The sequence below is a fragment of the Massilia sp. Dwa41.01b genome (assembly GCF_014171775.1).
Classification (GTDB): Bacteria; Pseudomonadota; Gammaproteobacteria; order Burkholderiales; family Burkholderiaceae_D; genus Telluria.
In genome coordinates this window covers 3,940,560-3,958,909 of record NZ_CP050454.1, presented here as the reverse complement: position 1 = coordinate 3,958,909, position 18,350 = coordinate 3,940,560, and the positions used below count along the sequence as shown (strand labels likewise).

Annotated in this window: 18 protein-coding genes and 2 pseudogenes; 9 read left to right on the top strand and 11 right to left on the bottom strand. The window is 65.2% G+C overall.

Translation table 11 applies throughout. The annotated features are described in order from the left end of the window. Window positions 1-41: 41 nt before the first annotated feature. The 7 genes and pseudogenes from G4G28_RS18190 to G4G28_RS18160 all read right to left on the bottom strand — a co-directional run bounded on the left by G4G28_RS18190 (window position 42) and on the right by G4G28_RS18160 (window position 6,498). Entirely contained in the window at window positions 42-1,055 is a 1,014-nt protein-coding gene (locus G4G28_RS18190) for an SUMF1/EgtB/PvdO family nonheme iron enzyme (protein ID WP_182989348.1), read from the bottom strand. A 63-nt stretch (window positions 1,056-1,118) separates the two neighbouring features. After that, window positions 1,119-1,904, bottom strand: coding sequence for a sensor histidine kinase (locus G4G28_RS18185; protein WP_183107670.1), 786 nt, complete (start codon window positions 1,902-1,904; stop codon window positions 1,119-1,121). Between the two features lie 347 nt (window positions 1,905-2,251). After that, a pseudogene (locus G4G28_RS18180) lies at window positions 2,252-3,008 on the bottom strand (LytR/AlgR family response regulator transcription factor). Next, window positions 3,005-4,144 carry a sensor histidine kinase gene (locus tag G4G28_RS18175; protein ID WP_183107669.1) on the bottom strand — a complete coding sequence of 380 codons (1,140 nt, stop codon included), beginning with the start codon at window positions 4,142-4,144 and terminating at the stop codon, window positions 3,005-3,007. The pseudogene G4G28_RS18180 and the gene G4G28_RS18175 overlap by 4 nt, the downstream one beginning before the upstream one ends. Before the next feature lie 422 nt (window positions 4,145-4,566). Continuing rightward, complete coding sequence (locus tag G4G28_RS18170; RefSeq protein ID WP_229425659.1) at window positions 4,567-4,995, bottom strand: thioesterase family protein; 429 nt, start codon at window positions 4,993-4,995, stop codon at window positions 4,567-4,569. Window positions 4,996-5,013: 18 nt separating this feature from the next. Then, window positions 5,014-5,970: an Hsp33 family molecular chaperone HslO gene (gene hslO / locus G4G28_RS18165; protein ID WP_182989346.1), complete on the bottom strand. Its 957-nt coding sequence runs from the start codon at window positions 5,968-5,970 to the stop codon at window positions 5,014-5,016. 3 nt (window positions 5,971-5,973) lie between these two features. Further along, window positions 5,974-6,498, bottom strand: a complete 525-nt coding sequence (locus tag G4G28_RS18160; RefSeq protein ID WP_182989345.1) for a gamma carbonic anhydrase family protein — start codon at window positions 6,496-6,498, stop codon at window positions 5,974-5,976. A gap of 176 nt (window positions 6,499-6,674) precedes the next feature. Here G4G28_RS18160 and G4G28_RS18155 point away from each other — a divergent pair, with 176 nt between their 5' ends. After that, window positions 6,675-7,553, top strand: a complete 879-nt coding sequence (locus G4G28_RS18155; RefSeq protein WP_182989344.1) for an alpha/beta fold hydrolase — start codon at window positions 6,675-6,677, stop codon at window positions 7,551-7,553. A gap of 616 nt (window positions 7,554-8,169) precedes the next feature. On the opposite strand, the gene G4G28_RS18150 is transcribed toward G4G28_RS18155, so the two are convergent. Then, window positions 8,170-8,565, bottom strand: a complete 396-nt coding sequence (locus G4G28_RS18150) for a GFA family protein (protein WP_182989343.1) — start codon at window positions 8,563-8,565, stop codon at window positions 8,170-8,172. Window positions 8,566-8,703: 138 nt separating this feature from the next. Between G4G28_RS18150 and G4G28_RS18145 the strand changes: the two genes are divergently transcribed. The 7 genes and pseudogenes from G4G28_RS18145 (at window position 8,704) to bamC (ending at window position 14,644) form a co-directional block, all read left to right on the top strand. After that, the gene (locus tag G4G28_RS18145) at window positions 8,704-9,549 is read left to right on the top strand and encodes a 3',5'-nucleoside bisphosphate phosphatase (RefSeq protein ID WP_183107668.1); all 846 of its coding nucleotides are present in this window, start codon (window positions 8,704-8,706) and stop codon (window positions 9,547-9,549) included. Between the two features lie 141 nt (window positions 9,550-9,690). Further along, a complete protein-coding gene (htpX, locus tag G4G28_RS18140) occupies window positions 9,691-10,581 on the top strand; it encodes a protease HtpX (RefSeq protein ID WP_182989342.1) in 891 nt (296 codons plus the stop codon). After that, window positions 10,578-11,201, top strand: coding sequence for an L-threonylcarbamoyladenylate synthase (locus G4G28_RS18135; RefSeq protein WP_182989341.1), 624 nt, complete (start codon window positions 10,578-10,580; stop codon window positions 11,199-11,201). The genes htpX and G4G28_RS18135 overlap by 4 nt, the downstream gene beginning before the upstream one ends. A 55-nt stretch (window positions 11,202-11,256) precedes the next feature. After that, window positions 11,257-11,910 (top strand): site-2 protease family protein, encoded by a 654-nt coding sequence (locus G4G28_RS18130; protein WP_182989340.1) that lies wholly within the window; start codon window positions 11,257-11,259, stop codon window positions 11,908-11,910. Continuing rightward, window positions 11,910-12,479: a bifunctional 2-polyprenyl-6-hydroxyphenol methylase/3-demethylubiquinol 3-O-methyltransferase UbiG gene (locus tag G4G28_RS18125; protein WP_183107667.1), complete on the top strand. Its 570-nt coding sequence runs from the start codon at window positions 11,910-11,912 to the stop codon at window positions 12,477-12,479. The genes G4G28_RS18130 and G4G28_RS18125 overlap by 1 nt, the downstream gene beginning before the upstream one ends. A 61-nt stretch (window positions 12,480-12,540) precedes the next feature. Further along, window positions 12,541-13,425 (top strand): 4-hydroxy-tetrahydrodipicolinate synthase, encoded by an 885-nt coding sequence (dapA, locus tag G4G28_RS18120; RefSeq protein WP_182989339.1) that lies wholly within the window; start codon window positions 12,541-12,543, stop codon window positions 13,423-13,425. Between the two features lie 47 nt (window positions 13,426-13,472). Further along, window positions 13,473-14,644: pseudogene (bamC, locus tag G4G28_RS18115) on the top strand (outer membrane protein assembly factor BamC). A 552-nt stretch (window positions 14,645-15,196) separates the two neighbouring features. Here the strand turns inward: bamC and G4G28_RS18110 are convergent. The 3 genes from G4G28_RS18110 to G4G28_RS18100 form a co-directional block, all read right to left on the bottom strand. Next, on the bottom strand, window positions 15,197-15,487 hold the full coding sequence (locus tag G4G28_RS18110; protein ID WP_182989337.1) for a hypothetical protein: 291 nt from the start codon (window positions 15,485-15,487) through the stop codon (window positions 15,197-15,199). Between the two features lie 272 nt (window positions 15,488-15,759). Further along, window positions 15,760-16,101, bottom strand: a complete 342-nt coding sequence (locus G4G28_RS18105; RefSeq protein WP_229507711.1) for a hypothetical protein — start codon at window positions 16,099-16,101, stop codon at window positions 15,760-15,762. 152 nt (window positions 16,102-16,253) lie between these two features. After that, the gene (locus G4G28_RS18100; protein ID WP_182989335.1) at window positions 16,254-17,375 is read right to left on the bottom strand and encodes a cupin domain-containing protein; all 1,122 of its coding nucleotides are present in this window, start codon (window positions 17,373-17,375) and stop codon (window positions 16,254-16,256) included. A 115-nt stretch (window positions 17,376-17,490) separates the two neighbouring features. Here G4G28_RS18100 and G4G28_RS18095 point away from each other — a divergent pair, with 115 nt between their 5' ends. Continuing rightward, the gene (locus G4G28_RS18095; RefSeq protein ID WP_182989334.1) at window positions 17,491-18,042 is read left to right on the top strand and encodes a peptidylprolyl isomerase; all 552 of its coding nucleotides are present in this window, start codon (window positions 17,491-17,493) and stop codon (window positions 18,040-18,042) included. The last annotated feature ends 308 nt before the right edge of the window (window positions 18,043-18,350 follow it).

Here is an 18,350-nt window from a genome sequence, read left to right as displayed (position 1 = left end):
GGTCGGCCCCGGGTGGCCGGTGCGCCCACGGCGCAACTGGATCAGTCCGCCTTGATGGCTGCGCGCTGGCTGCGCCTGTCGCGCTCCTTCTGCCGGGCGTCCGCGAGCTCGGCCGCGAACTCGCTCGTCGCAGCCGTGGCCACGACATCGTCCGCATCGTCCACGTCGAGCGCGACCCGGAAGCCCTCCAGTGCGCCGACCAGGTCTTCCGGCATGTCGCCGCGGCGATACGCGGCCCAGCCCTCCCAGTGCCAGTTGCCGCCGCGGTTCACCCGCGCCACGCACTTCGCCTCGACGGCGGCCGAACCGTCCGCCGGGGCACCCGTGTAACCGGGCTTGAAGCAGTCTTGCACGAACTCCGACACATTGCCCAGGGTGTCATGCAGGCCAAACGCATTCGGCTCGTACATGCCGACGATGCTCGCATACTCCGATTTGTCGTCGCAGGGTGCCACGCCCACGTGCGACTTCGAATCGAGGCCGTCGTAGTCGCGCTTGAAGGCGGCTTCCGCCGAGCGGTCGGCGATATTCCCGTAGCGGCAGGCGAGCTCCTCGTTGTTCCCGAAAGGGTATTTGCGCGTGCTGCCGGCGCGGTGCGCGTACTCCCATTCCGCTTCGGTCGGCAGGCGGTATTTCTTGCCCGTTTCCTTCGACATCCACGCGAGGTAGGCCTCTGCATCCTTCGGGCCGATGCAGGTCACGGGCTCGTAGCGGCTGCGCGAGAGCGTGTTGGCGTTCCAGCTACCGGCCATGCTGGCAAACCAGGGGTTGCCGGCCATCTGGATGCACTGGCGCGGCGCCCGGTAGCCGGTGGCATTGACGAAGCGCCCGAATTCCCGCACCGTCACTTCGTACTTGCCCATCCTGAACGCCTTGACCTGCACGGCGCGCTCGGGCGAGGTGCTTTTCCAGTAGTTCGAGCCCATCGTGAAACTGCCGGCCGGAATGGCCATCGTCTCGGGTTCGAAAGGTTTGTCGTCGGCGGCAAGCGCATGGGCTCCAGGGCCGGTCAGGACGAGAAAAGCGAAAACCAGGTTAAAGCGAGGGGCCGGCATGCTGTGGATCCTTTGTCATGGTGGTGTGAACAGGACAAAGGATGGCAGGGCGCCGGCTGCAAGCTACATGGCTTGCGACGAATCGACAGCAGCGCCGATCAACGGCAAGACGATCATCGCACGCGTGCCGGCGCCATGCGGCGCAAGGGTCAGCGCCGCATCCGGGCCATGGCGCGCCGCCAGGCGTGCGCGGATATTCTCGAGTGCCAGCCCGGCCCGATCCGGTGTTGCGGGCAAGCCTGCGCCGTCGTCGATCACGGCGATTTCCAGCCGGCCGTCACGCACATCGGCATGGATCTGCACGCAGCCTCCCTCTGGCTTCGGTTCCAGCCCATGCTTGACCGCATTTTCGACGAGCGGCTGCAGGAGCAGCGGCGCCATGGTTGCGGCGCGCGCCCCCGTGCTCGCCTGGATCGAAAACCGCAGGCGCTCGCCCATGCGCAGCCGCAGCAGCTGCAGGTAGCATTGCGCCATGTCCAGCTCGGCGGCGACGGTGCTGTCGGCCCGGCGCAGCTGGCCCAGGCTGGCGCGCAGGTAGTCGGTGAACTCCTCGAGCATCTGGCGCGCACCGTCCGGGTCGAGCTCGAGGAGAATCTGCACATCGGCCAGCGTATTGAACAGGAATTGCGGCTCGATCTGCGCCTGCAGCAGCTGCAGCTGCGCTTCGAGCGTGCTGCGCCGCCGCGCCAGCCGGCGCGCCCGCAGCAGCCATGCCACGGCACCCGCTCCCGCCAGCACCAGCATGAACAGCGCGAAACGGATACGCTGGCCTGGCTGGGCCAGGCGCCCCCAGGCGGCCGGGTCATGGAAGACGTGGACCAGCCCCAGGCCAAGCGCGCAGCCCAGCACGATGCCGAGCAGGGCAAGGGCAATGAAGAGGAGGCCCGTCCTCCAGCCGGTATCGACCCGCAGGCGTGCGAGCCTGGCTTCCGAACTCCCAATTCCAGCAGGCGGAACAGGGCCAGCAGGGTGTTGCCGGTGACGACGCCGATGCAGACGAAGGGCAGGGCATTCGCGCGCCACCAGGCCGGCTCGAACAGGGCGAGCCGCAGCAGGCCCGCCAGCAGGACCAGCGCGAGGCTGACCGCGCAGGCAAGCGCGCTGGCGATCGCTACGCGCATCCATGCCGGCTCGCCCCGCGCCTTGCGCAAGGTCCAGAATGCCGCCCATGCCTTGCCCGCGTTCACGCGCACGCCCTACATCGCCTTGAACAGGTGGACAAAGGCGCGGCTGACGGGCAGTTCGGCCTCGATGCCGACCATGCGCACGAACAGGCGGCTGGTCTCGTCGCGGCGGGTGCCGGCCAGGAAATCGAGGTTGATCAGGGTAGAGCGGTGCACCTGCCAGAACCGGTCGGGGTCGAGCTGGGCGGCCAGTTCGGCGATCGGCGTGCGGATCAGGTGCTCGCCGGCGGCGGTGCGCACGACCGTGTACTTGTCGTCCGCATGGAAGAACAGGACGTCGGCGACCGGGACCTGGTGCGTCAGCGGCCCTTGCGCGGCGCGCACGTAGCGCAGGCGCTGGGGTGCCGGGGCAGGTGGCGCCAGCAGCTTCTGCAGGGCCTGCGCGAGCTGGGCGTCGGTCGCCGGCGGGGGTGACCAGGGCTCCCTTCACGCGCTCGAGCGTGCGCGCCAGGCGCTCGGTTTTCAAGGGTTTCAGCAGGTAGTCGAGCGCGGCATGCTCGAAAGCCTGCACGGCATACTCGTCGTAGGCCGTGACGAATACCACGCGCGTCGGTCCTTCGATGCCCTGCGCCACTTCGAGCCCGGAAAGGCCCGGCATCTGGATGTCGAGGAAGGCCAGGTCGGGCCGGAGCTCGGCGATCCGCTCGGCCGCGTCAAAGCCGTTCCTGGCCACGTGAACGATGTCGAGTTCCGGCCAGAGCTGCGCAAGCTGCTCCTTCAGGTGCTGGGCAAGATGGGGTTCGTCGTCGGCGATCAGGGCACGTGTCATGGCGTCGCGGTGTAGGGAAGGTGGATGGCGGCGTGGGTGCCCATGGCGCGCGCTGCCAGGTTCAATGCCGCATTGGCGCCGTAGCGGGTGCGCAGGCGCGCGCGGATGTTTTCGAGGGCCATGCCGTTGCCGCGGGGTTTGCCTGCGCGCCGGGGCGCATCCAGGCCCAGCCCGTCGTCGCTGACGGAGACTTCGAGCCGGCCATCGCGCACCCGGGCATGGATGTGCACCGTGCCGCCGTCGACTTTTGGCTCGAGGCCGTGGGTGATGGCGTTCTCGATCAGCGGCTGGAGCAGCAGCGGCGGCAGGATCGCGGCGCGCGCGGCGGCATCGGCATCGATGCTGTAGCGCAGGCGTTCGCCCATGCGGATGCGGAACAGGTCGAGGTAGCTGCGTGCCATGTCCAGTTCCTGCGCCAGCGTGCTGTCGGTGTGGCGCAGGCGCTCCAGGCCCATGCGCAGGAAGCCGCTGAAGTCGGCCAGCATCTGGCGCGCGGCCGCGCGGTCGTGGGCGATCAGGCTTTGCACGTTGGCGAGGGTATTGAACAGGAAGTGCGGTTCGATCTGCGCCTGCAGCAGGCGCAGCTGCGCTTCCGTGGCTTGCCGCCGCTGGGCCCGGGCACGGGCGCGCAGGCGCCACCAAGCCCAGTTGGCGATGCCGACCACGACAAAGAACAGCAGGATGCGCAGCCGGATGCCGCCAACGCCGATATTGCGCCGTACACCCTCGAGGCCCAGCCCGGTCGCCCCGACCAGCACCAGCAGGGCCAGCACGAAGCCGAGCACGAGGCCGGCCAGGCCGACGGTGTTGAGGATGACGGTCGTGCTCCAGTAGCGGCCCTCGGCCATGGCGGCCAGCACACGCGCCGGCAGCAGCAGTTCGAGCAGGCGAAACAGCGCCAGCACCGTATTGGCGGTAACGATGCAGATGGTCAGGTTGACCGGCCCCATCAGGCGCCACCAGTTGCCGTCGCTGGCCAGGCCTGTCAACAGGCCCGTCAGCAGCATCATGACCGCACCCAGCCCGGCCGCCACGCCGCTGCATGCCAGCACGCGCGCCCAGGCGGGTTGGCTGCGGCGCTTCTGCAGGACCCAGAGCGAGTCCCAGGCGGCGGCAAGGGTGGAAGAAAGTTTCATTGCCGCATTTTAAGGGCGGCAAGCCGGGCGGCAAAGCGGCATGCGACGAATCGACAGCCGGGCCGATGGGTGGCGTGCGGCCGGCCATGCCGGCTGCGGCGCGGGCTAAGTACTCGACAAGAAATAAATGTGAGTTTTGGCAAACAGAACCGGATGCGATGCTAGGCGGCGAGTGCGCCGCAGTGCGAGCACTGCAAGCGGGAGCCAACGCAGCAGCGCGCCGGTTATGGCAGCCAAAAACACATTTATTTCTGGGCGAGTACTTAGAGCCTATCCCGGTAGTCCGGAGTCGCTGCTGGCGCGCCTGACAAACGCGTGCTGCGTTGCTCGTCGTTGCATGGCCAGCCATGCGGCCTCCTCGCGCCTTGCCCGCGCTTGCCATGCATCGCCACCAGCTTTCCCCGGACTACCGGGATAGGCTCTTAGGCCGGTGCGATGGTCGCCAGGAGGGCGCGCACCGGTTCCGGAATCGGCACCGACTTGTTCGTGCGCCGGTCCACGTACACATGCACGAAATGCCCGGCCGCCGAGGGCAGGGCTTCGTCGTTGCGATACAGGGCCAGTTCGTAGCGCACGCTGGAATTGCCGAGCCTGGCGACACGCACGCCGACGTGGACGGTGTCGGGGAAGGAAATCGAACTGAAGTAGGAGCAGCTGGTCTCGACGACAAAGCCCACGACCTCGTCCTTGTGGATGTCGAGCACGCCGCGGTCGATCAGGAACCGATTGACCGCGGTGTCGAAGAAGCTGTAGTAGTTGACGTTGTTGACATGCCCGTAGCTGTCGTTGTCCATCCAGCGCGTCGGCAGCGCCAGGAAGTGGGGGAAGGCGGAGCGGGGCGTGTCGCGCATCGTCAACGGGTTCCTCGATTAATGTTTCGCTTCGCCGGCCGGCACCATCGCGTCGGCCGTCGTCGGGGTGGCGAACAGTTGCGCGCAATCGACCTTGTCGAAGGCGTAGTGCTTGCCGCAAAAGTCGCAGTTGATGCCCAGTTCGCCGAGATCCGCCAGTGCCGATTCCACTTCGTCCTGGCCCAGCATTTTCAGCATGTTGCCGACCTTTTCGCGGGTGCAGCTGCAGTGGAAGTGCGGGTGCTGCGGATCGAAGACGCGGATCGTCTCTTCCCAGAACAGGCGAGTGAGCAGGGTCTGGATATCGGTACTCAGCAGTTCTTCCTGCTTCAGCGTGCTGCCGAGCACGACAGCGCGGTTCCAGGTTTCCAGGTCTTCCTCGACGGTGGCCTGCGCCGTCTGGTCTTCCTTGCCGCTGTGGCGCGGCAGTTTTTGCAGCAGCAGTCCGCGCGAGACCTGGTCGTCGGCCGCCAGCCACAGTTTCGTGTCGAGCTGTTCCGAACGCAGCATGTAGTTTTCGATGACGGTGGCCATGCTGTCGCCGTCGAGCGGGACGATGCCCTGGTAGGGCTGCTGGCCCGGCATCTTTTCCAGCGGGTCGAGCGTGATCACGAAGCGCCCGAGGCGATTCACGTTGAGCAGCTCGGTCATGGTGGCGTCGTCGGCGATGTCCACGTCCGGCGCCAGTTTTGCCGTGGCGCGGATGCGCAGGTCGGCGTCGCACTCGACGACCATCAGGCGCACCGGCCCGTGGCCGTGGATCTGCATCACGATCGAGCCGTTGAATTTCAGGTTGGCCGACAGCAGGGCCGCGGCCGCCACCATTTCGCCCAGCATGGAGCGCACCGCTTTCGGGTAGCCGTGGCGCGCCTGGATTTCACGCCAGGTGTCGGAGATCTCGACCAGCTCGCCGCGTACGGCGGCGTTGTCGAAGATGAATTTCTGGAGGGTGTCGCGGGTTTCTACTGTCGTCATTGTTTATCCGATTTGCTTGAGCTGCGCCTTGAACAACTGGCCGCGCGCCACATAACTGGCGGCGCTGCCCTGCAGGCGCTGCAGGTCTTCTTCCGTGAGGGTACGCACCACCTTGGCGGGCGAACCGAGTATCAGCGAATGGTCGGGGAACTCCTTGCCCTCGGTAACCAGGGCACCGGCCCCGACCAGGCATCCCTTGCCGATCTTCGCGCCGTTCAGGATCACGGCCTGGATACCGATGAGCGAACCATCGCCCACCGTGCAGCCATGCAGCATCGCCTGGTGGCCGACGGTGACGTTCTTGCCGAGCACGAGCGGGTAGCCCATGTCGGTGTGCATCACCGTGCCCTCCTGGACGTTGCTGTTCTCGCCGATCGTGATCCGCTCGTTGTCGCCGCGGAGCGTGGCACCGAACCATACCGAGGCGTTCGCCTCGAGGGTCACTTTGCCGATCAGGCTGGCCGTATCGGCGACAAAGGCCGACGCATCGATCTGGGGCGCATGCTCGCCCAGCTGGTAAATCGCCATGGATGTGATCGCGTAAAGGGTGAAGTTGCCGCTATTTTACGCCCTTCGGTCCGCTCGCCGGCGCCGTCCTGCTGTCGATTGACGGCAAATGGGGGCGGCCGGCAGGAATTCAACGGCTCCCGTATAATGCGAACGGTCGTTCTTTTTTTCTGCCTTTTTTACCGTTCGAGCCCGCCATGACACCTTCCCGTTCCGAATTCCTCACCATTCGCGGCCTGCGCACCCACGTGCGCCACTGGGGCCGCGAGGGCGCACCCAAGCTCTTCATGGCGCATGGCTGGATGGACATGTCCGCCTCGTTCCAGTTCATGGTCGACGCCCTGGAGGGCGACTGGCACGTGATCGCGCACGACTGGCGCGGCTTCGGCCTGTCCGAGCGCACGCATTCCGACACCTACTGGTTCCCCGACTACGTGGCCGACCTCGACGCGCTGCTGGAACACTACTCGCCTGGGCAGCCGGTGAACCTGCTCGGCCACAGCATGGGCGGCAACGTCATCAGCCTGTACGCCGGTGCGCGGCCCGAGCGCGTTGCCAGGCTGATCAACCTGGAGGGCATCGGCCTGATGGGTGCGCGGCCGGAACAGGCGCCCAAGCGCATGGCGAAGTGGCTGGAAGAACTGCGCAACCCGCCGACGATGCGCAGCTATGCCAGCCTGGAAGAGGTGGCGGCGCGCCTGACGAAAACCAATCCGCGCCTGCCTGCCGAGCGGGCGGCCTTCCTGGCCGAACACTGGTCGGCGAAGAACGCGGCGGGCGAATACGAGATCCTCGGCGACCCGGCGCACAAGATGAGCGGGCCGCTGCTCTACCACCTGGACGAGATGATCGCTTCGTGGAAGCGCATCACGGCGCCGGTGCTGTGGATCGAGGCGCGTGATACCGAGATGTGGAAGTGGATGGGGCCGCAGGAAGAAATGCGCGCCGAGGTCGACCGCCGCCTGGCGCACATGGCCTCGGTCGAGCCGCATATCGTGGCGGATGCCGGGCATATGGTGCACCATGATCAGCCGGAGGTGCTGGCACGCTTGATCGAGGCGTTTTTGGCGAAGTGAGTCAAATAGCGGTATCGCCGATTAGCTTCTCGTGGTGTCGGATGCCGAGCGGTATGGAGAGTGTCATACCGCGTGGGCTCGAGAGCCCACCCTACGATCTGCCGTGGTACGTAGGGTGGGCTCTTGAGCCCACGCGGTCTCGCCGGAGGTGCTGGCACGCTTGATCGAGGCATTTTTGGCGAAGTGAGTCAAATAGCGGTATCGCCGATTAGCTTCTCGTGGTGTCGGATGCCGAGCGGTATGGAGAGTGTCATACCGCGTGGGCTCAAGAGCCCACCCTACGATCTGCCGTGGTACGTAGGGTGGGCTCTTGAGCCCACGCGGTCTCGCCGGAGGTGCTGGCACGCTTGATCGAGGCGTTTTTGGCGAAGTGAGCCAAATAGCGGTATCGCCGATTAGCTTCTCGTGGTGTCGGATGCCGAGCGGTATGGAGAGTGTCATACCGCGTGGCTCAAGAGCCCACCCTACGATCTGCCGTGGTACGTAGGGTGGGCTCTTGAGCCCACGCGGTCTCATCACCTGCATTTCGGCGACATCGCCTCTGCCCACAATGCAAACAATATTTGCCTCGCCAGCCTCCAATGCAAATTTCCTCTGCACGGCATCCAAACGCGCCTCACAAATGCCGAATCTCTTCCGGTGCCACATCCCACTCATCATTGCGCCGATCGATATATCGCACCGGCCCGCTCATCATCTCGGCAACACTCGCATCATCCAGGCTCGCCACCGTCACCGCAACAAAACGTCCACTGCGTGACGTCCCGGTCGAAAACAGGTTGATCCCGCACTGCCGGCAGAAATGGTGCCCGTCGCGGCGCGCGCCGAAGCGGTATTCGCCGAGCCTGTCGTTCCCGCTCAGCAGGCGGAACGCCTCCGGCGGCACCTGCGCCGCCCAGAAGCGCATCTTGGTGCAGACCGTGCAGTTGCACTTGATCGTGCCGCGGCTGAAATCGATGTCCGCTTCGTAACGCACCGCGCCGCAATGGCAGCTGCCGTGGTAGGTCTTCATCTGTCGTTTCCCCTGGCCGAAATGCCAACTCTATCATTCCTGGTGGCATGACTATGCAGCCGCGCCTGGCCCGGAATGCGCCGCGCAAGGATGCGGCGTACAATGTTTGCTCTTCCAGGAAAGCACCGCCTCAGTACCATGTTGAATGATTCGTTGAAAGTCGATTTGCACTGCCACTCGAACGTGTCCGACGGCGTCCTCGCGCCGATCGCCGTCGCCGCCTATGCACGCAAGGCCGGCGTCGGTGTATGGGCCCTGACCGACCACGACGAGGTCGGCGGCATCAAGGCGGCGCGGGTCGCGGCCGATGAGCTGGGCATGCACTTCGTGTCCGGCGTCGAGATTTCCGTCACCTGGGCCAACCAGACCGTGCACCTGGTCGGCCTGCAGATCGACGAGGACGACCCGGCATTGCTCGCCGGCCTGGCGGCCACCCGCCATGGCCGCGACGCGCGCGGGCGCGAGATCGCCCGCCAGCTGGACGCGGCCGGCATCCCGAACGCCTACGAGGGCGCCGTGAAATATGTCGGCAACCCGGACCTGCTCTCGCGCACGCACTTCGCGCGCTACCTGGTCGAGTGCGGCGCCTGCCAGACGACCGCGGAAGTGTTCAAGAAATACCTCACCGAAGGCAAGCCAGGCTACGTGCCGCACCGCTGGGCCTCGCTGGAAGACGCGATGGGCTGGATCAAGAGCGCCGGCGGCATCCCCGTGATCGCCCACCCGGGCCGCTACAAGTTCACGCAAACGGGCGAGGACGCCTTGTTCGACACCTTCCGCCAGCTGGGCGGCAATGCCATCGAGGTCGTCACCGGCAGCCACACGCCGGACCAGTACGCCACGTACGCGGAAGTGGCGCGGCGGTATGGCTTTCTCGCATCGCGCGGGACGGATTTTCATGCACCGGGGGAGTCGCGGGTGGAGTTCGATGCCCTGCCGCCCTTGCCGAGCGGCGTGACGCCGGTTTGGCACGACTGGTTCTGAGGGGCCGATACGCCAGGCGTAGGGTGGGCACGGAGTGCCCACCCTACGTTTAAGCCCGCCATAAGCCTCCACGCTTGAATTTCCCGCTGCGCAGCCATATCTTGGCAGCCTCTTAATGCCATCAAGCCCCTGGAGCACCCCATGAAACGCATCCTGTTATTCCTTGCGACCAACCTCGCGGTTGTGCTCGTGCTGACGGTCGTCCTCAACCTGCTGGGGGTAGGGCGGGCGGTGAGCGCCCAGGGAATCGATGTGGGCGCCCTGGCCGTGTTCTCGCTGGTAGTGGGCTTCACTGGCGCCATCATTTCGCTCCTGATGAGCAAGCCGATGGCCAAATGGTCGACTGGTGCGCGCGTCATCGCGCAGCCGGCAAACAGCACCCAGCGCTGGCTGGTCGATACGGTGCGCAGGCTGGCCGAGCGCGCCGGCATCGGCATGCCGGAAGTGGCCGTGTACGAGGGCGAACCGAATGCCTTCGCCACCGGCGCCTTCAAGAATTCCGCGCTGGTCGCCGTGTCCACGGGCCTCTTGCAAGGCATGCACCAGGACGAGGTCGAGGCCGTGCTCGGCCACGAGGTCGCGCACATCGCCAACGGCGACATGGTGACGCTGACCCTGATCCAGGGCGTGGTCAATACCTTCGTCGTCTTCCTCGCGCGCGTGGTCGGCTTCTTTGTCGACAAGGTCCTGCTGAGGAACGACAACCGCGGCCCCGGCATCGGCTACATGGCCACCGTGTTCGTGTGCGAGATCGCCTTCGGCCTGGTGGCCTCGATCATCGTCGCCTGGTTCTCGCGCCAGCGCGAATTCCGCGCCGACGCCGGTTCCGCTAAACTGCTGGGGAGCACGGTACCGATGCAGCACGCGCTGGCCCGCCTGGGCGGCCTGCAGCCCGGCGCCTTGCCCTCGTCGATGACGGCATCCGGTATTTCCGGCAGCGGCGGCGGCTGGGGCGCACTCTTTTCAACCCACCCGCCGATGGAAGAACGCATCGCGGCATTGCAGGCCTTGCGCCAGGGAGCGACCGCATGAGTCAATTCTTCCAGATCCACCCGGAAAATCCCCAGAAGCGCCTGATCGCGCAGGCGGCGCAGATCATCCGCTCCGGCGGTGTGGTCGCGCTGCCAACCGACTCGGCCTATGCGCTGGTCTGCCAGCTCGACGACAAGGGCGCGGTCGAAAAGCTGCGCCGCGTGCGCGGCATCGACGACAAGCACCACCTGACGATGCTGTGCCGCGACCTGTCCGAAATCGCGCAGTACGCGCGCGTCGACAACGTCCAGTACCGGCTGCTGAAGGCCACCATGCCCGGGCCCTATACGGTCATCCTGGAAGCAACGAAGGAAGTGCCGCGCCGCCTGTCGCATCCGTCCCGCAAGACCATCGGCCTGCGCGTGCCGGAAAACGCGATCACGCTGGCGCTGCTCGAAGAACTGGGCCAGCCGCTGATCGGCACCACGCTGCAGCTGCCGGGCGACGAGCACATGCTGTCCGACCCGGACGAGGTGCGCGAGCGCCTGGAAAAGCAGATCGACCTCGTCATCGACGGCGGCGCCGGCACGCTCGAACCGACCACGGTCATCGACCTCACCGGCGCCGAGCCCGAGCTCGTGCGCGAGGGCAGGGGCGATCCCGCCGCCTTCGGCCTCTGACAGGCCGCCCACCAGGCCGGGCCATTGCGCCCGGCTCTGCTAGAATCGTTCCCTTATGGATGAAATCATTCGCAATATCGCAGTCTACGCGCTGCCCGTTCTGTTCGCGATTACCCTGCACGAAGCTGCCCACGCCTTTGCCGCCCGCTACTTCGGCGACAACACGGCCTATGCACAGGGACGCATGACCCTCAATCCCCTGTCGCACATCGACCTGTTCGGGACCATCATCATTCCGATCGCCCTGTACATGACGTCCGGCTTCGTGTTCGGTTACGCCAAGCCGGTGCCGGTACAGTTCGGTAACCTGCGCAACCCGAAACGCGACATGGCCTGGGTGGCGCTCGCGGGTCCCGGCGCGAACTTCGTCATGGCGCTGCTGTGGCTGATCTTCGCCATGGTGCTGGTGGCGCTGAACGTGGGCGAGGAATTCCCGCACAAGGTGGCGCAGGCGGGCGTCGTCACCAACCTGCTGATCTTCGCCTTCAACCTGTTCCCGCTGCCGCCGCTCGACGGTGGCCGTGTGGTGACCAGCATGCTCCCGCACGGCCTGGCCTACAAGTTCGCGAAGCTCGAGCCGTACGGATTCTTCATCCTGCTGGCGCTGCTGTGGCTGAACGTGCTCTCGTTCTGGGTGCAGCCCGTGATGTGGCTGGGCGGCCAGGCTGTGAAACTGCTGGCGACCCCGCTCACCTTGCTGCTGAGCTGATGCACGCGCCGCTCGACAAGCCGTCCGCCTGGGTCCGCCGCTTCGCGCCTTGCGTGCCGGCGGGCGAGGTGCTCGACCTGACCTGCGGCGGCGGGCGCCATGCGCGCCTGTTCGCTTCCCTCGGGCATGCCGTACTGGCGGTCGACCGCGACCCCGCTGCCCTGGCCGCGAGCGCCGGGCCCGGCATCGCGACCTTCGAATACGACCTGGAAGCCCCTGGTGCACCGTGGCCCTTCGCCCCCGGCCGCTTCGCCGGCATCGTCGTCACCAATTACCTGCACCGGCCCTTGTTGCCGGCACTGCTGTCGGGCCTGGCGCCGGGCGGCCTCCTGATCTACGAAACCTTTGCCCTTGGCAACGAAGCCTTTGGCAAGCCGTCGAATCCCGCCTTCCTGCTGCGTCCCGGCGAATTGCTGGAACTGGCCGGGGCAAACTGCCTGCAGGTGCTGGCTTACGAGGACGGCGTCATTGCCGATCCGAAGCCGGCGCGGGTGCAGCGCCTGTGCGCGGCAGGGTGGGCGTATGCATTCTCCGGGGCGAAGCTCGACCATTTATCTGGTCGGGAATGAACCATATTGGCGGACGATCCGCTACAATCAGATTTTTATTTTTCGGCACGTTCCACTGAATATGATTAAGGGCAGCATTGTAGCAATCGTCACGCCAATGTTCGACGACGGCAGTCTCGACCAGGACAGCCTGCGCAAACTGATCGATTGGCATGTGGACGAAGGCAGCGACGGCATCGTCATCGTTGGCACCACCGGCGAATCGGCGACGGTCAGCCCGGAAGAGCACGGCGAACTGATCAAGCTGGCGGTGGACCATGCCGCCGGCCGCATCCCGGTGATCGCCGGCAGCGGTGGCAATTCGACCGTCGAAGCCATCGCGCTGACCCGTCACGCCAGGGAAGTCGGTGCCGACGCCTCGCTGCAGGTGGTGCCGTACTACAACCGTCCCACCCAGGAAGGCATGTACCGCCACTTCAAGGCCATTGCCGAAGCGGTCGACATCCCGATCATCCTGTACAACGTGCCCGGCCGTACGGTCGCGGACATGAGCAACGAGACCATCGCGCGCCTGGCGCAGATCGACAATATCGTCGGCGTGAAAGATGCCACCGGCAACATCGGCCGCGGCATCGAGCTGCTGAGCATGGTCGACAAGTCCTTCGCCGTGTACTCGGGCGACGATCCGACCGCGATGGCGCTGATGTTCTGCGGCGGCGCCGGCAATATCTCGGTTACCGCCAACGTCGCCCCGCGCGCGATGCACGAACTGTGCGCGGCCGCCATGGCCGGCGACATCGCCCGCGCCATCGAGATCAATAAACGCGTGATGGCATTGCACGCCAAGCTGTTCATCGAGCCGAACCCGGTGCCGGTCAAGTGGGCCCTGGCGGAAATGGGCAAGATGCCCGCCGGCCTGCGCCTGCCGCTGGCACCCCTGTCGAGCTCCTTCCACGACACCGTTCGCGGCGCGCTGGTTGGCGCGGGCCTGCTCCCACAATCCTGAGTCCCGCAAGGGTGTTGGTTTACCGATCTGAAATAGTGATTTGCGATATGACTAAAAGCAACAAGATGACCTTCCCGCTTGCGAACGTTTCCGCGCCTGCCGCACGCGTCGTCGCCCTGACCGCGCTGGCGCTGTCGATGGCGGCGTGCACCACCATTTTCGAATCCGACCGGGTGGACTACAAGTCCTCCAAGAAAGCGGCGCCGCTGGACGTGCCGCCGGACCTGACCCAACTGCAGAAGGACAATCGCTATGCCGTGCCGGAAGGCCGTGGCGTGGCCACCGCGTCCGGCATGGGCGCGGGCACGCAGGCCGCTCCGGCGCGGGCCTTGCCGCCGCCAGTGGCACGATCGGCCCGGTCTCGACCGAGGCTGTGCGCGTCGAGCGCGCCGGCGACCAGCGCTGGCTGGTGGTCAAGCAGACCCCCGAGCAGCTCTGGCCGCAACTGCGCCAGTTCTGGGAAGAGGCCGGCTTCACGATCGCCAGCGAATCGCAGACGACCGGCACCATGGAAACCGAGTGGCAGGAAAACCGCTCGAAGATCCCGCAGGACATGCTGCGCAGCACCCTGGGCCGCGTGTTCGGCAATGCCTACTCGACCGGCGAGCGCGACAAATACCGCACCCGCCTCGAGCGCCTGCCGGACGGCTCGACCGAAATCTACATCAGCCACCGCGGCGCCGAAGAGGTGCTGAGCGGCGCCCAGAAGGAAACCACGGTCTGGACCGTGCGTCCGAACGATCCGGCGCTGGAAGCCCAGTTCCTGGGCCGCCTGGTGGCACGCCTGACCGGCGCCACCGAGCCGGCGCAGGAAAAGGCCGCGCAGGAAACGGTTGCCAACGCCACGCAGGCGCCGCTGCACGCCAAGCTGGTGGGCAACGCTGTCGAAGTCGACGAGGGTTTCGACCGCGCATGGCGCCGCGTCGGCCTGGCGCTCGACCGCGTCGGCTTCACCGTCGAAGACCGCGACCGCGTCCAGGGCGTCTACTTCGTGCGCTACGTCGATCCGGACGGCTCGAACAAGGAAGGCTTCTTCTCGCGCCTGTTCAGCTTCGGCGAGTCCGAGAAGGCCAAGGAAGCGCAGCGCTACCGCGTGATCGTCAAGGGCGCCGACACCGGCACCAGCAGCACGGTGACGGTGCAGGACAACGCCGGCCAGCCGGATACCTCGGCGACCGCGACCAAGATCCTGACGCAGCTGAACGACGAGCTGAAGTAAGCGTCAATCATGCTCAGCAAAAAGCCGGCCCGTGTGGCCGGCTTTTTTACGTTCGCGCCCCCAGGAAAGAGAGCACGGGTGCTGCCCATCCGTAGGGTGGAGTCCCGACTCCACGCGGCCGTGCCTGCGCAGGCCCGACGGTAAAGAGCATCGGAATGCCTGCGTGCTGGGCGACGCGTCCTGAGCGCGATGCATGTGCTGTACCGCGTGGAGTCGGGACTCCACCCTGCGAACCTTCAGACGCTGGGTTTCCTACGTAAGTGACGCAAAGGCAGAGTGCGCCAGTGGCACCCATCCGTAGGGTGGAGTCCTGACTCCACGCGGCCGTGCCTGCGCCGGCCCGACGGTAAAGAGCACCGGGCTGCACGGGTACCGCTCCAGGAGAATGGGAACACTGTGCATCCGGCGCACCGCGTGGAGTCGGGACTCCACCCTACGCCCCAATTGACATGCGTGCAGCTGTAGGGTGGGCGCCCCGAGCCCACCGTCCACAAACCGCCAGGCGAAAAAAAACCGGCCCGTAGGCCGGCTTTCGCATCAGAAAAAATCTGATTACTTCTTGGCAGCGTCAGCAGCAGCGTCAGCAGCGGTCGAAGCAGCCGAAGCGGCTTCCGAAGCAGCAGCCGAAGCGGTAGCGGCAGCAGCAGCAGCGTCAGCAGCTGGGGTGGTAGCAGCAGCGTCAGCCGGTGCAGCAGCAGGAGCAGCAGCGTCGGTGGTGGTCGTGGTGGTGGTTGCAGCAGGAGCTTCGGTCGCAGCTGGGGTGGTGGTAGCAGCGTCTTCTTTCTTCGAGCAAGCAGCCAGGGCAACAGCCATCAGGGAGATGATCAGCAGGGATTTTTTCATGATTTTTTCCTTAATTAAGTAAGTACTCTTGTTGTCGCGATTAATAATTACCGGTAATTATCGCTCGTCGGAATTCTCGTGTACTTTCATACTGGTAACAGTGCCTGATAGACAACGGAACCTTCCTAACCCGATATTATAGCCAAATTTACCGAATCGCAATAGAAAAAGCATGCCAAAATGTAAGTATTTTGTGACTTGTTAAGGTTCATTTTGTTACAAGATGCTACAGCAACAAGAATTAGGCCTAACTTGTTGAAATGTATACACAATTAAAGGCCGGTCAGCGTCGTTTTCAGGGCTGGATGCGCCTCTTCCCACAGCAGGCCAAAACGGTGCGCGGGCAGCTCGACGGCACTCGGCATGGCAAAGGCAGCTTCCCCGCGCATGTGGTCGCTATGGAAGCGGCGCAGCACATGCAGATCGTCGGCGATCGTGAAGGAATCGGTGAGGTGACGCAGCGTGCGCGGTGTCTGGCGGCACTCGATCAGGTGGCCGTAGTCGCGCTGCAGGCGCAGGAAGCGCGGCGCATGGCGTTCGATGTGGCGGCTGTCGTGCAGCGCCAGGCGCAGCCGGCCGCCGGCCGCGAAAGCCGCGCAGCAGCGTCTCGACATCCACCGCGCCCAAGGGAAAGACCGAACAGTCCGGATCGAACATGTCGAGCCGCATGCGCGCCAGCCCCACTACCTGGCGCCAGTGCGCTTCGCAGTCGCGGCGGGTGTCGAAACGCAGGCTTGCCGGTTCAAGCATGTTCGGTTCCTTTCAGTCAGCCCAGTTCGATCCAGCCGTCCTGGTACCAGGTGTAGAGCGCCTCGAGTACATCGTCGGACGCCTGCTCCAGCGCGGCACCCTCCAGGCGACGCTCGTTCGCCAGCAGGTCCAGCACGGGCTTGTCGGCGCGGCTGACGGCAAACGACTCGCCATTGATGAATACATGCTTGCCGCGATACAGCATCAGCGTCTTGGGCGACAGCTTCAGGCCGCGCTTGGCGGCAGCCTCCATGAAGCGCCCGACGACGAGCGGTTTGCCCGGGGGCGTGAAGAAGACGTTGTGCTTCGGCTCGGACATGTACTCGCCGAAGAAGATCGTCACGTCTTCCTGGTCCCAGCGCACCTTGTTGAGTTCCTCGGTGACGCTGGCGAGCATCTCCTTCGGGATCTCGGCCGGGTTTTTCGCCGGCTGCAGGCCGGGGTCGGCATAGCGGCCCGGCAGGTCGATCGAGTCGGCCATGAACTGGAGAAAAGCTTCGCCAAGTTCCTGGTAAGAGGGCGAGCGGAAGCCGATCGAATAGGTCATGCATTCGCCCTCGGCCACGCCGTCGTGGGCGTAGTGCGGCGGCAGGTACAGCATGTCGCCCGGTTCGAGCACGAATTCCTGTTCCGGCGTAAAGTTCGACAGAATCTTCAGCGGCAGGCCCTCGACCAGCGACAGGTCCTGCTGGGCGCTGATCTTCCAGCGGCGGCGGCCGTGCGCCTGCAGCAGGAAGACGTCGTAGGAATCGAAGTGCGGGCCGACGCCGCCGCCATCGGTGGCATAGCTGACCATCAGGTCGTCCAGGCGCACGTCGGGCAGGAAGCGGAATTCGCGCAGGAGCGCGTCGGCGCGTTCGTCGAACAGGTTCACGCCCTGCACCAGCAGCGTCCATTCGCGCTGGGTGCGCGGCGGCAGCTCAAGCAAGGGGCCGTGCTGCATGTCCCACTGGCCGTCCTGCAGGGTGACCAGGCGCGACTCGACGTGATTCCTGGCGGCGGCTTCGACCAGCTTGTCGAACTTGAGCAGGGGTTTGAAACCGGGGATGGCGTTACGGATCAAGAGTGGCTTCTTGTGCCAGTAATCGCGCAGGAACTGGGCGGGGGTGAGGTTCCCCAGGAGCGGTAAATTTTTCATGCTTCATTATAGCGGAGCGAGCCCCGTGGAGGCCAAAGCAGGGCCATGCACGGCCCATGCGCAGGCAAGGCTGGGGCAGGGGTATAATCCGCAGCTTACAACGAAAGGAAGTGCGATGAAGATTGCCAAGAACACGGTCGTGTCGGTCAACTACAAACTGTCGGATGCGCAGAACAACCTGATCGAAGAAGGCGTGCAGCCGATGGTCTACCTGCATGGCGGTTACGAGAACACGCTGCCGAAAATCGAAGAACACCTCGACGGCAAGGAAGTCGGCTTCACCTCGACCCTGCAGGTCGAGCCGGAAGACGCATTCGGCGACTACGACGCCGAGCTGGTCAAGGTCGAAGACCGCAAGGTCCTGCCCGAGCCGCTGGAAGTGGGCATGCAGTTCGAGGGCATGGCCGACGGCGCGCCGGACGAAGAGCCGCTGATCTTCACCGTCACCGAAATCGCCGACGACAAGGTCGTGCTGGACGGTAACCACCCGCTGGCCGGCATGGCCCTGCGTTTCGAGCTGTCGGTGATCGACGTGCGCGAAGCCACCGCCGAAGAAATCGCCCACGGCCACGTGCACGGCGCCCACGGTCACCACCATGGTGAAGAGGAAGAGGGCGGCGACGAAGGCGAGCCGGGCGATCATTTCCGTAGCCAGCCGCTGCATTAAGTAGTCGAGAACCGGGAACCTGGTGTCCCCGGTTTTGCATTGGGCCTTGCGTAGGGTGGACGGCTGAACCCGAGCATGGGCAGGCACGCTGCCGTGATGCCGTCCACGCGTTCAAGCGCCGGATGCCGGTCGCGAGGTTTCGGGTGGTGGTTGAACGCGTGGACGGCGCATGCGCTGCCTCGGTGCAGGCATCGAGGTGGAGCCTTCCACCCTACGGTTTCGACATGCGGGACGAACGGGCGAGGTGACGAATCCGATGTCCGCGTGGGCACGGGGCGCCCACCCTACGAACCAAGGCGAATCGAACA

What these genes read in the sequence shown, in the direction of transcription:
- G4G28_RS18190 (WP_182989348.1), bottom strand. Translation starts at nt 1,055, where the DNA reads ATGCCGGCCCCTCGCTTTAACCTGGTTTTCGCTTTTCTCGTCCTGACC.
- G4G28_RS18175 (WP_183107669.1), bottom strand. Translation starts at nt 4,144, where the DNA reads ATGAAACTTTCTTCCACCCTTGCCGCCGCCTGGGACTCGCTCTGGGTC.
- G4G28_RS18170 (WP_229425659.1), bottom strand. Translation starts at nt 4,995, where the DNA reads ATGCGCGACACGCCCCGCTCCGCCTTCCCCCACTTCCTGGCGCTGCCG.
- hslO (WP_182989346.1), bottom strand. Translation starts at nt 5,970, where the DNA reads ATGACGACAGTAGAAACCCGCGACACCCTCCAGAAATTCATCTTCGAC.
- G4G28_RS18160 (WP_182989345.1), bottom strand. Translation starts at nt 6,498, where the DNA reads ATGGCGATTTACCAGCTGGGCGAGCATGCGCCCCAGATCGATGCGTCG.
- G4G28_RS18155 (WP_182989344.1), top strand. Translation starts at nt 6,675, where the DNA reads ATGACACCTTCCCGTTCCGAATTCCTCACCATTCGCGGCCTGCGCACC.
- G4G28_RS18150 (WP_182989343.1), bottom strand. Translation starts at nt 8,565, where the DNA reads ATGAAGACCTACCACGGCAGCTGCCATTGCGGCGCGGTGCGTTACGAA.
- G4G28_RS18145 (WP_183107668.1), top strand. Translation starts at nt 8,704, where the DNA reads ATGTTGAATGATTCGTTGAAAGTCGATTTGCACTGCCACTCGAACGTG.
- htpX (WP_182989342.1), top strand. Translation starts at nt 9,691, where the DNA reads ATGAAACGCATCCTGTTATTCCTTGCGACCAACCTCGCGGTTGTGCTC.
- G4G28_RS18135 (WP_182989341.1), top strand. Translation starts at nt 10,578, where the DNA reads ATGAGTCAATTCTTCCAGATCCACCCGGAAAATCCCCAGAAGCGCCTG.
- G4G28_RS18130 (WP_182989340.1), top strand. Translation starts at nt 11,257, where the DNA reads ATGGATGAAATCATTCGCAATATCGCAGTCTACGCGCTGCCCGTTCTG.
- G4G28_RS18125 (WP_183107667.1), top strand. Translation starts at nt 11,910, where the DNA reads ATGCACGCGCCGCTCGACAAGCCGTCCGCCTGGGTCCGCCGCTTCGCG.
- dapA (WP_182989339.1), top strand. Translation starts at nt 12,541, where the DNA reads ATGATTAAGGGCAGCATTGTAGCAATCGTCACGCCAATGTTCGACGAC.
- G4G28_RS18110 (WP_182989337.1), bottom strand. Translation starts at nt 15,487, where the DNA reads ATGAAAAAATCCCTGCTGATCATCTCCCTGATGGCTGTTGCCCTGGCT.
- G4G28_RS18105 (WP_229507711.1), bottom strand. Translation starts at nt 16,101, where the DNA reads ATGTCGAGACGCTGCTGCGCGGCTTTCGCGGCCGGCGGCCGGCTGCGC.
- G4G28_RS18100 (WP_182989335.1), bottom strand. Translation starts at nt 17,375, where the DNA reads ATGAAAAATTTACCGCTCCTGGGGAACCTCACCCCCGCCCAGTTCCTG.
- G4G28_RS18095 (WP_182989334.1), top strand. Translation starts at nt 17,491, where the DNA reads ATGAAGATTGCCAAGAACACGGTCGTGTCGGTCAACTACAAACTGTCG.